Here is a 15,497-nt window from a genome sequence, read left to right as displayed (position 1 = left end):
TGGCAAGCCGCCACCACCTGGGCTTTGAACTCGACGCTATAGCGCCGGCGTCGACGACGGCCAAGTGGCGCTTCTTCTTCGATAGTGTTCACGTGTCCACCTATTCAAGTGGATACGATGCTCCCAAGACCCTCCACGCAACTCAAGACGGGATGGCCGTGCGCTTACGGCTAAGGGACGTTTCCTGAAATCCATTGGCCAACAACTCCGGCTGAGACTCCATTAGCGCGCTCGCCGGGACGCCTGGCCAAAGCAGGTTCTTTGTGCGCGTCACAGCGACATATTCGATACGACGGACCTCCAAGTTCACGCCATCGATCAATGCCCGGCAAGTATATGGCCGCCCGACATGCGAGCCGGAAGGGCCGTCGTCGTGGAAGACAGTGGCGTCCGCAGAAACTCGACAACTGGCCGCGATGCGGCGACTACGGCCTGAACGCATCAGATGGGAGTTGGCTATCAAGCGTCTTTTTCCTCCCACCCTTGCCCGGACGCTGAAACGTCGGGTGGGCGTCATAAGGCAACCGTATGGTCTTCATACACTAGGTCTGTCGGATGGGGCAACCGCGGTTACTTCTTATCGTCGCGAAGTCTCACGCCTTGCGGCACCCGGGCCTCGTGATAACCGCTCCGCGCACTCGCTGCAACATGCATACGCTGCCGCTGCAAAGGAGCTTCACCGTTTAGCTCAACGCCGGAGGCCTCTGCCTGCATCCGCACGAAACCCCGAAGCATCTTTTCACGGTAGGTGTACCAGCCCTGGCGCTGCGGGACTGATTCCAGGACGGCACCGTAGCCCTCCGTTTTCAACCGCCGGAGCGATTCTGCAAAACGACCGGTTTCAACTACTGTGTCGCTCCTACGGCGCTCCGTTATCGCTTGATAGGAGCGTTGAATGTCCGCGCTTTGTCGGAAGAGGTCCTCGCCATCGGCTGTCGCCCATACAAGGTCTTCCCATTCGGGCGAGCGGTGCAAAACTGCCTTCTCGTATGGGCGCTTCAATTCGACGTTGATCTGTGCAATGGCTTCGCGCAGGCCTAGCTGATAGTGTTCGTGACCGAGCTCCTCACAATCCGTGTCGTCGTCGAATGCCTGCCAGATCATATGTTCGGTGATCAGATGGACATAATGCGGAAAGCCGTCGCTCACAATTGCGATGCGCCAATTTACGTTGTCGTCGACGTTAAGTCCCAAATCCGAAGCGGCCTGCGTGACAATCTCTCGGCGCGCGTCCCAGCCCAGGCGACTAACCTCGATTGTCGCCAGTTGGCGGTAAGCCGACTGATGTGCACCAAGTAATTCTTCAAGTGACCGGCCAATGCCGGTGAAAATGAACTTCATGTTCACCTCACGATCACCCACCGTCTTGAGCAGCGCTGCGAATCGGTTGCGCTCCTGTATGTCGGGAATCGTGTCGAACTCGTCGATGACTACGACTGGCCGCTCCGAATGCGCTCGACCTACCTCTTGAAGCAGGTCTACGGCGTCGCCAATCGTCTTCAACTGCTCCTTCACATCCTTGGCACTAACCTCACGGCCATGTTGCCATTTCAAGCCACGCCACTCCAGCGAAACGCTTGACTGGTCCTTCACGTTGGTCGTCCGTGAGTAACCCATCGCCTGGTTTGCGATGTTGGCAACAATCGAGTCGAACGTTTCGTCGGGTGAGCCACCCACGACGATCGGCCTGCTATCCGAACTTTGATATTGATACGCCGCTGTCGCAGCGAGTGAACTCTTGCCGACACCTCGGTCGCCGTAAATGAAAATGTTGCGACCAGGCGCGCATAACGCGCGATCGATCAACTGCAACTCCCGGTCGCGACCTTTGAGCTTCTCGATGCTTCGCACGGGCTGTGCGGGAGAGACCACCAGTGCGATTCGTTCGCGAAGGGTCTGTTCAGTAAAACCGGCAATTGTCATGAGGCGGTGCCCTTTCCTATGGTCGTGGAATCGAGGCCATTTCACTCAGAATGAGACGCGCGAGCATGTCTGCCGGCGTATTTCCCACCTGAGTCTTTTTTGTGCCGTTAATGCACGAGACGGTAATCATGCCGCTCTCAATCTTATAGCGACCATCAAGCCGATATCCACCGCTTTCATAGGTCACTGGTATCCAGTCTGTGGACTTGTTCGTCATCTCTCCCTCCTGCTGTATCGGCAACGTAGCGATGAAAGCGTCTTGGTTCGTCCGAAGGTACGGGTACTCTTCCGCAAGTATCGCACGCAGGTACTACGTTGACGCAGCGCCTTTACGCGGAAATGCTCCCGCATCTGCTGGCCGCGTTTAAGGTCGTCGCTGTGCAGATAGACTAATGCCGTCGAGATCGAAGCGTGCCGCAGGAGGTTATCAACCTCGGCGCCGCGAGCAAGTGCGTAACATGGTGTGCCGCATCCAGTGTGGGCTCGCGCGGCGCCGCTGTTCTGCCAGCGCCAGATGGTCAGGCTCGATCAGTCGGGCAGCCTGCGCGAAGAACGGCTTCTCCACCGTCACAGGTGTACGCCGCTGATACCACCGCTGCCCGGGTCCAGGCCGACGATGACCGGAGTATCTTGCCGCGCGCACCATCATGTCATCGGTCGGCACGATTGCCAACCGTCGCCGTGATGGCGTCTTCAATATTAACCAACTCGCCGCCGAGTACCGCGCGCTGCGTGCAAGCGTCCTTCGCTTGTGGATGGCCTGTGAAAACAGAGGACTCTCGCTTTCATTTGATACCAGTCGGCGCACAACCGCTCGGCCCGACCACAAAACTGAACGGCTCAGGTCCACACGGCATCATCCTTGTGCTCAGCGTGGAGTGATTGCGTACCAGTCGCTCACCAACTGATGGATGTTTGATGAGTCACGGTGACCAGCGCACAACAATCGGCCCCGGATATTCGGTTTTAAGGAAATGTCTCGCCCGAATGCATCCACAATTGCTGGCGCCCTCCCCGACGATCTGAAATTCCATGGCGGTGGCAATAGCCCATTTCACTCACTCGGTGGGCCCATGCAGATCAAAGGCCTTCCACATTCGCCTCGCGTTATCCGGGCAGCTTTCGGAAAAGCATGGGTGACGTTATCGGAACTTGCTTTTGGGAAGGTGAGAAATCAAATCTGCGCGGTTGGCCAGAATAATCTGCTGAGCCTCTGGCGGCCGAGGACTCTCTTCCTCATCGAGCCGTAATTGCTGAAGGACGTAGAAAAGCAGTGGCTGCCGACATTCGAAAGCGCATACGCCGTTTTGCATTCCATAGTCCAGTTCGATAATGCGCCTGTGTGCCTCGGCAAGATCAGGATGAGGAGCTATCACCACCTTGACTATCGTTTCCCACTCAACGTCTTCCTTGATCAGAGGATCGGCCGGTTCAATTTGCTGGATTTCGACTACCCGGGAAAGCAGAAAATCGCGGTACTGCCCACGTAAGTGGCAATAAGCTCTCATATGCCAGCGGAAACCATCGTGGACCAAAGCGTGTGGACTCAGTAGACGAACCTTGGCATCGATCGCTGAAAAGGACTGGTAGCGCAGCGTGAGTGAGAGTCTATCCCTGATCGCTCTCACAACTGCTATAACGACGTCGGCGCTGATTCGCCTTGAAGGAGGTGTCGCGTATGCCACGGGAGGATGCCAACCGAGAAAGCTCCCGTAGGGTACCTCTGCCCCCTCAGACGACCTGAGCAAATCGTCCAGATAACGTTCGAGAGAGCTCGATTCGAAGAGCGGCCTAAATACTGCACCGGCTACATATAGCCTCCCCGTCCGATCGTAGTCGAGATTTCCCGGCGCACGCCTCGTGTACTCAGCGATGTCAAGGGACGCCTGAGGGATCGATATCCCAAAAAAACCAGTCAGGTCGCTCCGGTTAAAACGACCGTCCCAACGCAGCCGGAAATCGATGAATTCGAGCCTGCGCTCCTGCCCCCATTTTGCGCCGCCGCTGCGCAGGGCGCTCGGCGGCCCGTTCGGCGATTCGATGTCAACGTTCATCAAGCGATAATGCCTCACGTCTAAAAAGTAGACAAGAATAAAAAGTAGACGCACATAAAGATTAGACGTATTATTTACCTATCTCTCCCTTACATGTCACCCAAATGAGCAAGACAGTGCATGAATTGCCGCAGGGCATCCATGAAATCCGCGACCTGCCAGATTCACAGCTTTCCGCGATGTGGAATTCGATCATCATCGATGAGTCGCAGAAAGCGCAGTTGCTCGCGCAGGCGGTCGTGAATTTCACCGTTCGGCCCAAGGTAGACCGGAGCGTCCTTCCGTTGCACGGGGTCATTCTTCTTGTAGGTGCGCCCGGAACGGGAAAGACAACTCTTGCCCGTGGTCTTGCGGGTCGTGTCGCTGAAATCTTCAAGGCGAAAGGCTTCCGCCTGCTTGAGGTCGAGCCCCATTCGCTGACGAGCTCAGCCATGGGGAGGACGCAGCGGGCAGTTTCCGAACTGTTCTCACAGTCGATTGCGGAATCGGCAATGAACGGTCCGACCATCGTGCTGCTGGACGAGGTCGAGACGCTCGTCGCCGACCGCTCCAAGTTAAGTCTGGAGGCAAACCCGATCGACGTGCATCGTGCGACCGATGCCGTGCTCGTGCAACTCGACCTGCTCGCAGAGCGACACCCTAATCTCCTGTTCGTCGCGACAAGTAATTTTCCCGACGCTATCGACAGCGCATTTACTTCCCGGTGTGACCTTGTTATGAAAATCGGCCTGCCAGGCGAACTGGCTTGCGAGCAGATTCTTACGGCCTGTCTCGACGGATTGGGGAAAACGTTTCCTGCGATCGGAAAACTCACCGGTTCAAGCGAGTTCAAGCGATGTGCACGTGAGTTCGTGGGCCTCGACGGACGCTCCATCCGCAAGGCCGTCGCGAGTGCGATGGCATCGACTCAGCAAGTGGCAGTCGACCCAAATCAGTTGACTCTGCAACAACTCGCGCAGGCGGCCGCTTCGAGCAAGGCGCATCGTAACTTTGGAGCAAAGGCATGAGCAGCGTCGTGAAACGTACCTTCCGCAGTTCGCCGCATCGCACCTCTGCAGAAACCTGGGGCGCCATTGTCGACCTACTAACACCAGGGAAAAACGGAAGCGCGAAAGCCGAACTGCTCGCAGTTGCTGGCATCGCAAGCTCGCTTATCGCCGATCGCAGCATGGAGACAGCACCGGTCGTCGTCACGTGCGACGGGCCGCGCACGCGAATCTATTGCACGTATGAAGGCGACGCAATCGATGGCACCTCAGCCAACGAAGGTAGCGTCGGTTACGACCCGCTGTCTGGCAACTGGAATATCTCGCTGCCTTGTAGCACCGATGATCTCAGTTGGGTTTCAGATGCCTTGCGGAAGCACAGCAGCCGCATTACTGCGCGCGACTTGACGTCTGGATTTGCCACTGATGAAGCTGCAGAGAAAGCCGTGGGCGCGCGCGCCCACGCACTGGAACTGGACGTTTCGGAGTTTCTCAAGATATGAGCACCGTTGCCACATATTCCTACACCCACTCCGTCACGTACGTTGCGGATAACATCCTGAAGAGCATAAAGGACATTATTCGTTTAAGCGGTATGGATCCGTTGGCGTTTGTCGGCGACTGGGAATCGAACACCCGCGCCGTCAAGACTTGGCTGGAGACGCGTGACCTCGAGAAAGTCATCCTGGAAGTGTTCGACCCAGCTACTGACAAGTTGATCGCGCGTTGGGATATCGACATCGTATATAGCTGGTCCGCCGGCGACGGCTCCTTCTGGACTGACACAGAGCAGCTTGCGTATGCCATCCGGAAGGCTGGCGTCGCGCCCGCCGAGGCGAAGTACCGCTTTCTGCTCAATACGAAGCCGAACCGGCCGGATGTGCACGGCTGGGGCAAGGCAGCGTACAGGTCGCTCGACGGCATGGTGAAACAGGGGCTCGGAACGACTGTAGAACATAGCGGCCTGGGCGCGCAAGCCGGTTATTGGAGACAACGATAGTGCTCACGATTGATGAAGCCTTCCGCAAGTTCAAGTCACGCCTTGAACTCAATAAGCGCGAGCAGGAGAATGCCTCCCAGCGTCAAAATGAAGTACGGGACTATCTGAAAACGAAGTTTGGCATTGACCGCAGTTTCCTGACAGGTTCTTACGCACGATACACGAAGACCAAACCCCTCCGAGACATCGACATATTCTTCGTCCTCAAGGAAGCCGAAAAACATTATCGGTCAAAAGACCCGTCGTTGATTCTTGACGATTTCCACAGCGCGCTCGCGGACAAGTACGGCCACTCCGCTGTCCGGAAGCAGTCGCGGTCCATCAATGTCGACTTCGGCATCGTCATCGATGCCGATGACAAGACGGATTACCGCATCGTCAGCATCGATGCTGTTCCAGCTTTCGCCACCGGCGACAACTACGAGATTCCGGATTCCAAAGCCAACAAATGGATCAAAACGAATCCGGAGATTCACAAGGAAATAACGACCGAGGTACATCAGGCCTACGCGAATGAGTGGAAGGGTATCGTGCGTATGGTCAAGTACTGGAACAACAATCCCAGGCACGGTGAGGAAAAGCCGGTGAAGCCGTCATTTCTTTTGGAGGTGATGGCCCTCGAATGCCTTCATGGAGGCTGGGGAGGTAGCCACGCCCGCGAAATCCAGGGCCTTTTCGCCACCCTCGCGGATCGCATCGTCGACGCGTGGCCTGATCCGGCAGGTCTGGGGCCTGCCATCAGCAACGATATGGACCATGCGCGCAAGACTCGCGCGCAACAATTGCTACGCGAAGCCGCCCGCGAAGCATCGGTCGCGATAGACCACGCACGCAAAGGGCGCACGGGCGAAGCGTTACGCGCATGGCGTGCGCTGTTCGGAACGCGGTTTCCGCTATCTTGAGGACCTTGAACATGTCAAGCTGGTCACTTTCGCAGTTACTCGCATCCCTGCACGAGGACATCGAGCAGCGGCTTGCGATCGTTCGCAAATCGCTGCATCACCCCGGAACCAAGGGCGATGCGAGCGAGAAAGTCTGGATCGACATGCTGGACACGTATCTGCCAAAGCGATACCAGGCTGCGAAAGCGCACGTCGTTGATAGCCATGGCACATTCAGTCAGCAGATGGATGTGGTCGTCTTCGACAGGCAGTACTCGCCCTTTATCTTCAAATACGAGGGCGAAACGATCGTTCCGGCGGAAAGCGTTTACGCTGTGTTTGAGGCGAAGCAAACCGCCAACGCCACGCTCGTAGACTACGCCCAGAAGAAGGTAGCGAGCGTGCGCCAACTGCATCGAACGAGCCTCCCTATTCCTCACGCCGGTGGAACGTATCCGGCCAAACCACTGATTCCGATTCTGGGCGGCCTCCTTGCGTTTGAGAGCGACTGGACCCCTGCACTTGGCAAACCGTTGAATAAGGCGCTGCAAAACGACTTGGGCGAAGGTAGGCTGGATATCGGCTGCGTCGCGTCGCATGGACATTTCTTCTTTGATGGGACTACGTCCGACTATCAGTTCATAGAAGAAGGCAAACCGGCCACCGCGTTTCTTTTCAAACTGATTGCGACGCTTCAATTCAGCGGCACTGTGCCAATGATCGACATCGAAGCCTACGCCAGGTGGCTAACCAAACCTTAACTTGCTGTTAAACCGTCGCCGGTTCAACTAATACACCATAGCCCATGAGACCGACAAGGCGAGAAGAGCTGAAGTACCTTCTGGGGCAAAGTGCATCATAAGCGCGCAATCGACCACATGGCTTGCGCATCGCGACGGCGGGCGCGCTGGCTGTTGCGGTGGCGATTCGCCACGGCAACAGCGCCTCGTAATCGTCTGCGCTGTGTCCTTGTTCCCCGGTCGAGGGGGCGTGGTATGGCCTTTGGCGGAAGAACTGATATCTTGAATGTTGCTGTTTCCGATGACTGACAGAGACCCCGTCATGTAGACCCAGCGACTGCCCTCCGGATCGATGTGCCGGGCCGCGAAATTCCTTGGAGGGGAAACGACGTGAAGCGCAGGAATGACGGCAATACGCATGACGCCAACAACCAGGCTGATAGTCGCTACTGATACTTTTTGTTGTCTGGGCGCAGACTGGAGCGGCTGACTCTTCCATGTGACGACTTTGGCATCTACGCCTGACGATTGCGCCGTTACCCCGGCCCGACCTGCGTGCTCCTGACAGCGGGAAAACATATTCCCAACAGCGGACACATCACACGAAATCGGAGATATCAACATCGACTCACCAACGCCACCCGAAGGCACCATCCGGAGCGTCGGCGCGCTAGCCTTGGCTTTGCACCGGACGTGGACAGAGAATCTCAATATCGACCTTTCCGAGGCCGAACTCGTGGGACTGGAGTGCTCCACCCCAGATCCACGGTATCAGGTAGCAAACGGAAAGCTTGAGTTTCAGTCTCTTGCGGCCAGAAACCAATTTGTGGCTGAAGAAACCGCACTGTCTGTCGCCGAAAAGGATGGGACTGCGCTCTTCGAAGCCGCAAGCGAACTCTTGCGCTATGAAACGACGCGCTCTGACCGCGCCAGCATCTGCCTGTTGCGTCTCGCCATAGAAAGTCGTGATCTCCTGTTGGACGGTGCCACTGCCCTGCGTTCGGGAAAGGTCACACCCTTCGTGGCAGCAACACTTCTGGGAGAGATGCTGCCTCGACTCGCCAACATTCACGACACGTCGCTCTTCGAATTCTGCCGGGCGTTGCAACTCGCAGGAGGTGGCGACATTCGGCCAACGCCATTTTTCGCCCCCCTCGTCGACGAATTGGCAAAGCAAGAGAAGCTTCTTTCGAAGGTACTTGATTCGTATCAAACAGAGCATGAGGTCGGCATTTCGGGTCTGTATGGTGCGTCGTTGCTGTCCCTTGCTAATATCGACGTTGACGCGGCGGTATCGCGAGCCGCACATGGGCTGGCTAGTAGCGGTACCGCGGAATTCCGTTTTACCTGCGCGTGGGTCCTGGACGTCCTCTGTACCAACGGTACCATCCCTGATTCGTATATGTCGATGGTCGAGGGCGCTTTAGCACCCATACTCGAGGATAGGGACAACGATCTGCACAAGGCCGCATGCGCTGTGGTCGCCAATGCATTGCACTTGCGACTTCTATGCCCCTCCATCTGGCAGAGGCTTCTGGAAGAAGCTGACCCTGACGCGTTGTGCGCCCTAGTCCCTGCCATTTTCCGCAAGTATCACAATTTAAAGAAGCGCCCGGACTTCGCGCAGATTCTTCGTTACTGCCTGCCACTAGGCCAGCAGCAACCATCCGAGATTGGTCTGATTGACGGGGTATTTTCGCGGTTGCTGTCCGACGGGCATGAATTCAACGCATTCATCGTCGACTGGCTCACACAATGGACCAATCGCCATGATGCCGGGAATTTCAGGGACACCGAATTCGTTGATCTATTCGACCAGACGGCACACAGACTTCAAACTGAACGACGTTTGGTCGAGACCTTGGTAACCCGTTGGCTTTTGCAGGACGGTCGCGCTGCTCCAGCAGCAGCCGGGGGCCTTCTATCTTACCTAAAGGTTCATGAAGTCAAGCCATTCGCCTTCGACATCGCGGAAATCGACAAGCTTGATGAGGACGGTCTGATATTCCTCTGTCGTCGGCTACTCGGCTTTGTCATTGACGAGGAACATCTGATCTTGTTCATGCTTTCTCTGCTCGGTGTAACCGACGCTGAGCATAGGACATATCGCCTGTTTGCCGACATCGTTGTCGCGGAAGTGGGATACGACTATCCGTCGGCAACCCTGGCGAATCTGAGACTGATTCTGGAGAAAACGGAAAACGAAGGGGAGCGCCACCTGATCAGCGAAGTGGTCGCGGCCATCGAGCGGTTCGTTGCAGATATGGAGCGTCTGCCGGTGGCTAACGAATTGTGGCCACCCACCCGGCTTGCGCGCAACTTCTCGCTCGCTCGGGACAAAGCGATGCGCCGTAGCAATCGAGCCGCGCACGAGAAATCATTTATGGCACAGATTGCGAAACAGATTCCTGTTAAAGGTGGAACGGGGTTTTTTTCCTATCTGGATGGTGCATATACGGCGGTTACCCGGATGACAACCATCAGCACGAGCATGACGCTGCCCCGTCGGGAGATTTTTGACCCCGTTGGTCAAGCGCTGCACCGCTTCAATTTCCAGCGCGCCAAGCGAGGCGACAAATGAGGCTCATCATCTCGAGCTATCTAAGGACGCTGAAAGAGCGTGATGAGTTCGACCGGCTGCTGCCCGATCTGGTCACTGCCATAGGCTATACGTCGATCGCCAAGCCCCAGGGTGGAATCAGGCAGCTTGGCGTAGATCTACCTGTCGTGGGCCCTAATCCAAAGGACGGTATTGACGAACTGCTCCTGTTCACCATCAAACAAGGAGACATCAGCCATCAGAATTGGGACAGCGGACCGCAAGATGTACGACAGAGCCTCATAGAAATTCTCGACGTTTACCTGCTAAAGAACGTGGAGCCGGCCCATGAGAATCTACGAAAACGAGTGGTGCTTGCGACGACCGGGGACCTCAAACAGGACACCTTGCAAACATGGTCGGCGTTTGTCGAGAAGCATGCAAAAGAGGCTGTTTTAGAGTTCTGGGGTGGAGATAAGGTTGCCGAACTTGTCGAGCAATATATGCTTGACGAACACGTCTTCATCGACACGGACCGAACGGACTTGCGCAAAGCACTAGCGTTTGCAGGCGAACGCGACTATTCGATGGTGGACCTTACACGCATGCTGCTGCGCCAGTTGGGACTCGACGACGGTGGGCATCGCCTGGATTCGTCCAAGGACGGAAAGCCACTCGCGAAAGCCATGATTCGGCTTAACCTGGCGTTAGAGATGTTTGTTAAGGCAGCCCAGGATGCCGGCGACACGAAACAGGCTCTGATCGCAAGCGAACTGTTCATATTGAAAGCGTGGCATCGAATACAGTGCGCGGAACGCGCACAGCCGAAGTCAGTTTACGAGGCCTTCGATCGTATGATGACGACGTACTTCGATGCAGCTCTCCACTACTATTCGAAGATGGCGCCATACATGACCGTTCGGGATGGCATGTCCGGGTATTCGCATGAAAGTACTGAATACACGATTGTGCTTCTCGAACATGTCGGCTTGATCGCGAGCGCTGGCCTCGCATTCGCCTTGTCCGGTGGTTTGCCCGACGGGCAGCAAATCGCTGGGAGGATTGCTGACGGTTTGTGTGCAATGCTACAAAACATGGTCGCCACAGCATCTCCGCCGCTGGATGAGAACGCGATCGACGTCGCGCTCGCGCTTCTGCTGCTAGTAACAACAGGCCGTACGTCGGCGGCGAAGAAATGGCTGAACGAGCTTTGCTGGCGCCTGGATTTCTCTTTTATTCGTCAGATGGATTTCCCTATTAGTACCGACTCTCTGGAAGACCTGGTTGACTTTAAAGTCACGCCCGACGAAGAGATGCTACCGGTACTCATGGGTGCCTCATGGCTAACTGCCACATTGGCCAGCTGGTGTGCGGTCCTTGGAATGGATAAAGACTACGCTCAACTTTCACGGGGTGTGGCCGAGCGATATCGGACGGTAACACCACAACTTTGGCATCCCGACCTGTCATCGTTGAACGCATGGTATTTCGAGGCCGCTCATGCAACCACCGGCAGCACTGAAGCTCCGTATCCATTGCCGGCCGACCCTGAGGCTCTGCGCAACAGAATGCGGTCGTTTCTTCAAATCAAGGAGCGCGACGTCCAGGCCGCATCGCCGGCAGCAGCAAGGGATTTCTACGCCTTGGACTTCATCGCGTGCCGGCACTATCGGACTCCGGTTCCCGCGCGCACCTGGTATGAACTCTCTGCCCATCAGCAGCCGGATTAAACCGGCTGCCGGCCCCTCTTCCTCAGGTTGCGAGACAGGTTCCCGGATGATCTTGGCCCCACGCCAAGTCCGATGGCGAAATTCTCGGTTTCTAAAGACCCCGGAGATCTTTCCCCGTTGGCCGTGACTGCAATGCGGTGGATTGATTGTCGGCCGATCTGCGCTGGAGGCGGCCGGACTGGTAGCTCCGTGAGCATTCACCTCGTAGCACTATGCAGAGAAGATACGACGCAATTCGTGTTTGGGAGGACGGATCAGCATTGACTTTATGTGCCGTCTGGGCCGCCTCCCGATAGAGCGATTACAACGCGGGGATCACAGCCTGCGCGGTCTTTCCGCTCATGATGCCATCGAGATTGCAACTGTCGTCGACGGCGATCAGGGTTTGCGGATCTGCGGGAACCGCACAGATATTGAAGTCGACCCCATGACCAAAGCTCACTCGCCGCATCTTGCCATATGGAATCGTTACTTTCTTGGAAAAGGTCGCATTGTCCGTGAGGACAGGGATGTCATCCGGGATTGCGTCCGTGAGGACAGTATTGTCCCAGGTCATCTGCTGTTTCCGACCTAGATCATAGTTGAGTTCGACCGCCACGGTTGCGCTGTTCTTGTCAGCGTCGATCAAGGTCATATGGCTGATGACCTTTGCGACGCCCCATGCGCATGACGTCATTTCGGCATTGCACTTGCGAACGTCCATCAAAGGTCCCACGTTGATGTATGTCGTGCCCGGCTTCCTTACCTGGGTATCGCCAGAACCTTCTCCCCGCTTGTTGGCAAAAAACGGATTTTGCGCGCTGACGAAGGTTGTGACGCTGGTTGTCTGCTGTGGCGCAGGCGTGATGTTCGCGCAACCGGCGAGAAATGAAGCAGCAATCAGGCACAGCGATGTTTGGCGAAACGGCGTCTTCAATCTGAATCCCTTATTTTCCAGTTATGGATACTTCTGTATCGGCATCCATGCAGAAAAGTTGAGGGTCAGATGGCCCGGCAATCCGCGGGACAGCGTTTCGCTGGCGCTAGGAATGGGGCAGCTGGTTTTCGCTTTGCTCCCGCACGGTTTCGGCGTGTCGCTGGTCATCTTCCGCGTGGAGATAGATGCCGGTCGTCTGGATTGATGCGTGACGCATATTTTTCTGGATGAAACGCAGGTCGGTGCCGGCATCGGCCTGATGCGACGCTGCGCTGTGGCGGAGCCAGTGGGTCGATGCACGTCGCAGCGTTTCTGCCCCGGCTGAATCGGTTCTCGCGAGCATATCTGCGGCGCGCCGGAACACTTCCTTGACGATCAGATAGACCGCGGCCGGCGTCAGATGTTTGTGCAGGTCGCCCGCGACGCTCATGACTGCGGCCGCGGTCTCATTTCCTGACGGCGTCGGCGGCAGCCCATGAAAAACCCGGTACCGCGCGAAGTCCGCCATCAGCGCGGCGCTCACCGGCACCTCTCCCTCGGCGCCACCCTTCCCCAAAACGTGCAGCCACCAGTTACCCCGCCGCTGATAGAAGTCGGCCGCCTTTGCATGCGCCGCTTCCGAGACCCGCAGCCCTGTGTGGTACAGCAGGCGGATCAGCCAGCGGCAGCGCTCGTAGTGCTGGTGATCGCGCGCGGTGTGCCGCGGCCACTGCTCGACGCTGGCGAGCACGTGGTCCCACAGTGCGTGATCCAGGTACCGCTCGATCCGCGGCGCGCGTCTCGTGGCGGCCCCCGTCCGGCGCCGCAGCGCCAGCGGATTGCCGGCGAGATAACCGGCACTGACCAGATAGGACAGCAGCCCGGACACAATGCCGAGCGCCTGATGCCGGCTACGCTCGGATAACGGACCGTCGAACAGCCTGCGGGCGCCCCCGCGCCGCGGCCGGGCCGGATCGGCCCAGTTGCCCGTGGGCGCCGCCAGAAATCGCTCATACAGCAGAAAGTCCTCACGCGTGAGGCTGGACAGTGGTTTGTCCAGCGCCTGGGTGGCCCATAACAGCAGGCGTACCGCTTCCTTGCGATAGCTGCGCAGCGTGTGCGGCGAGCCCGCATATTCCGCGAGCCACACGCGTACAGCCTCGATGTCGTTGTCGGCCGCGATCTGCATGTGCCCGCCGTGCGCACGGTTGGTGCCGTCCCGCCCGTCGAGGGCCGCAGGCAACGCGATCGACAGGACGGTATCGGGCGATTCCGGGGCGATGGCGGGCAGGTTCATGGTGTGACGCGTTTTGAAAGGGGCTTTTCGCAGCGTACACGATCGGAACTTGTGATTATGGGCGTTATCACAAATTTTGTATCATTATCATTACGTGTATAACGTTATACATTGATATACAGCTATAATTTTCGGGCAAAATGCCCTCTTCAACCGCTTTTCACGGTGAACTCCGCCATGAGCCGTATCAGTGACACCCGACTCCGTACCCGGGAAGCCGCGGCACAACTCGTCACCTCAGGTCGGCTTGCGCACGAGCTCACCGTTGACCTGATCTACGCGGAAATTCGCCAGGGCAGCCGCACCACGATTAACGACGAACTGAAGTTGTGGAAGGACGAACAGGCGCGCAACGACGCACTCGCCGCAGCACTACCGCCGGCGGTCGCCAATGCGATGCTGTCCCTATGGGCGCTTGCGGTCGAGCAAGGCGAGAATGCCTTTGCGCAACGCAAAGAGGAGCTCGAGGCAGAAGCGGCGGCTGCTTCCGCGCACGCCGGGTCCCTCGCAACGGCCAATGCGGAACTTCGTGCCGAAGTTCATGCACTTCGCGGCCAACTCGGCGACCAGCAGGCACAGCTCGCTGCGGCGCGCGCCGAACATGCGAAAGCATATGCCGAGCGAGGCGCCGCCCTCGTCCGGGCCGAGGCTGCCGTGGCCGAACGGGACACCGTTCGAGCACAATCGGAACAGAATCTGCGCGAGCTGCAATCTGCCCACTGCCGCGAACTCGAAGCATTGCGCACCACTCACGCACAGCATGAAGCGGCCTTGCGGATAGAGGTCAACCAGGCGACGGCCCGACTTGAAGGGGTCCAGAAGCGCGTGATGCTGCAGACTGAGGAGGCGCGAGATGCTCAACGGCGCGCGGAAGCGGCGCTTTCAGAAACCCGGCAGCGGAACGAGCAGCTTGTTGCCGATATCCAGCGGATCTCGGCAGACGCCGCCGAGCACAGGCGGCTTGCCGGGCGGCATGAGCGGCAGCTCGGGAGTGCCATGGAAGAGGCTCGCGACCTGCGGCGTGAACGCGACACGCTCGCCCACCAGCAAATCGCGTTACTTCAGGGACAACTCAAGGCCCGGGATGAGTCCTCGTCGGTACGTAAAACCAGGCGTTCGCGTCAGGAAGCCTGATAGTAAGCCGTTCTATTCGGAGGTCAGTGTAAGCCTCGCCGGACCTTTAACAGAGGTCGCCGTGCGGTTTCTGACGGATACACGGCGAATCGGACTCCGATGCTGCCCATGCGATGGCGAGCGTGCGACCGACCAGTCCGCTATTGTCACCAAACCGGTGGCGCCGCGCACATCGATTTACAGAATCCCAGTCATGTCGGTGATCGTCCGCGTTTCCCATAGTCGCTCGTCGCCGGGATGCGACAGCATGGGGGGCGAGACCGGGCAGCCTGCCAGGCGGCGTGCTGCGTGTGGCCTGTGACCCATGTATAGCCAAGG

General features: G+C 57.5%; 13 protein-coding genes. 8 read left to right on the top strand and 5 right to left on the bottom strand.

What is annotated here, in order from left to right:
• Window positions 1–570 precede the first annotated feature (570 nt).
• The 3 genes from ACAX43_RS32675 to ACAX43_RS32665 form a co-directional block, all read right to left on the bottom strand.
• Window positions 571–1,923: an AAA family ATPase gene (locus ACAX43_RS32675; protein WP_370712449.1), complete on the bottom strand. Its 1,353-nt coding sequence runs from the start codon at window positions 1,921–1,923 to the stop codon at window positions 571–573.
• Window positions 1,924–1,939: 16 nt separating this feature from the next.
• The gene (locus ACAX43_RS32670; protein WP_370712448.1) at window positions 1,940–2,140 is read right to left on the bottom strand and encodes a hypothetical protein; all 201 of its coding nucleotides are present in this window, start codon (window positions 2,138–2,140) and stop codon (window positions 1,940–1,942) included.
• 925 nt (window positions 2,141–3,065) lie between these two features.
• Window positions 3,066–3,977 (bottom strand): helix-turn-helix transcriptional regulator, encoded by a 912-nt coding sequence (locus ACAX43_RS32665; protein ID WP_370712447.1) that lies wholly within the window; start codon window positions 3,975–3,977, stop codon window positions 3,066–3,068.
• Window positions 3,978–4,081: 104 nt separating this feature from the next.
• On the opposite strand from ACAX43_RS32665, the gene ACAX43_RS32660 reads away from it, so the two are divergent.
• The 7 genes from ACAX43_RS32660 to ACAX43_RS32630 all read left to right on the top strand — a co-directional run bounded on the left by ACAX43_RS32660 (window position 4,082) and on the right by ACAX43_RS32630 (window position 11,853).
• Complete coding sequence (locus ACAX43_RS32660) at window positions 4,082–4,984, top strand: AAA family ATPase (RefSeq protein ID WP_370712446.1); 903 nt, start codon at window positions 4,082–4,084, stop codon at window positions 4,982–4,984.
• The gene (locus ACAX43_RS32655) at window positions 4,981–5,466 is read left to right on the top strand and encodes a hypothetical protein (RefSeq protein WP_370712445.1); all 486 of its coding nucleotides are present in this window, start codon (window positions 4,981–4,983) and stop codon (window positions 5,464–5,466) included. Before ACAX43_RS32660 ends, ACAX43_RS32655 begins: the two co-directional genes overlap by 4 nt.
• Window positions 5,463–5,963, top strand: a complete 501-nt coding sequence (locus tag ACAX43_RS32650; RefSeq protein ID WP_370712444.1) for an HORMA domain containing protein — start codon at window positions 5,463–5,465, stop codon at window positions 5,961–5,963. Before ACAX43_RS32655 ends, ACAX43_RS32650 begins: the two co-directional genes overlap by 4 nt.
• Window positions 5,963–6,865, top strand: a complete 903-nt coding sequence (locus ACAX43_RS32645) for a CBASS oligonucleotide cyclase (RefSeq protein WP_370712443.1) — start codon at window positions 5,963–5,965, stop codon at window positions 6,863–6,865. Before ACAX43_RS32650 ends, ACAX43_RS32645 begins: the two co-directional genes overlap by 1 nt.
• Before the next feature lie 11 nt (window positions 6,866–6,876).
• On the top strand, window positions 6,877–7,605 hold the full coding sequence (locus ACAX43_RS32640; RefSeq protein ID WP_370712442.1) for a DUF6602 domain-containing protein: 729 nt from the start codon (window positions 6,877–6,879) through the stop codon (window positions 7,603–7,605).
• A 655-nt stretch (window positions 7,606–8,260) separates the two neighbouring features.
• The gene (locus tag ACAX43_RS32635) at window positions 8,261–10,165 is read left to right on the top strand and encodes a hypothetical protein (RefSeq protein ID WP_370712441.1); all 1,905 of its coding nucleotides are present in this window, start codon (window positions 8,261–8,263) and stop codon (window positions 10,163–10,165) included.
• Complete coding sequence (locus tag ACAX43_RS32630) at window positions 10,162–11,853, top strand: hypothetical protein (protein WP_370712440.1); 1,692 nt, start codon at window positions 10,162–10,164, stop codon at window positions 11,851–11,853. The genes ACAX43_RS32635 and ACAX43_RS32630 overlap by 4 nt, the downstream gene beginning before the upstream one ends.
• A 301-nt stretch (window positions 11,854–12,154) precedes the next feature.
• On the opposite strand, the gene ACAX43_RS32625 is transcribed toward ACAX43_RS32630, so the two are convergent.
• Window positions 12,155–12,769, bottom strand: a complete 615-nt coding sequence (locus ACAX43_RS32625) for a hypothetical protein (RefSeq protein ID WP_370712439.1) — start codon at window positions 12,767–12,769, stop codon at window positions 12,155–12,157.
• Between the two features lie 106 nt (window positions 12,770–12,875).
• Window positions 12,876–14,045 (bottom strand): tyrosine-type recombinase/integrase, encoded by a 1,170-nt coding sequence (locus tag ACAX43_RS32620; protein ID WP_370712438.1) that lies wholly within the window; start codon window positions 14,043–14,045, stop codon window positions 12,876–12,878.
• 177 nt (window positions 14,046–14,222) lie between these two features.
• Between ACAX43_RS32620 and ACAX43_RS32615 the strand changes: the two genes are divergently transcribed.
• Complete coding sequence (locus tag ACAX43_RS32615) at window positions 14,223–15,179, top strand: DNA-binding protein (RefSeq protein ID WP_370712437.1); 957 nt, start codon at window positions 14,223–14,225, stop codon at window positions 15,177–15,179.
• Window positions 15,180–15,497 lie beyond the last annotated feature (318 nt).

This window comes from Paraburkholderia sp. IW21 (assembly GCF_041321145.1).
GTDB lineage: Bacteria > Pseudomonadota > Gammaproteobacteria > Burkholderiales > Burkholderiaceae > Paraburkholderia.
The sequence above is the reverse complement of the archived record's forward strand: the minus strand, read 5'-3'. Positions and strand labels throughout refer to the sequence as shown.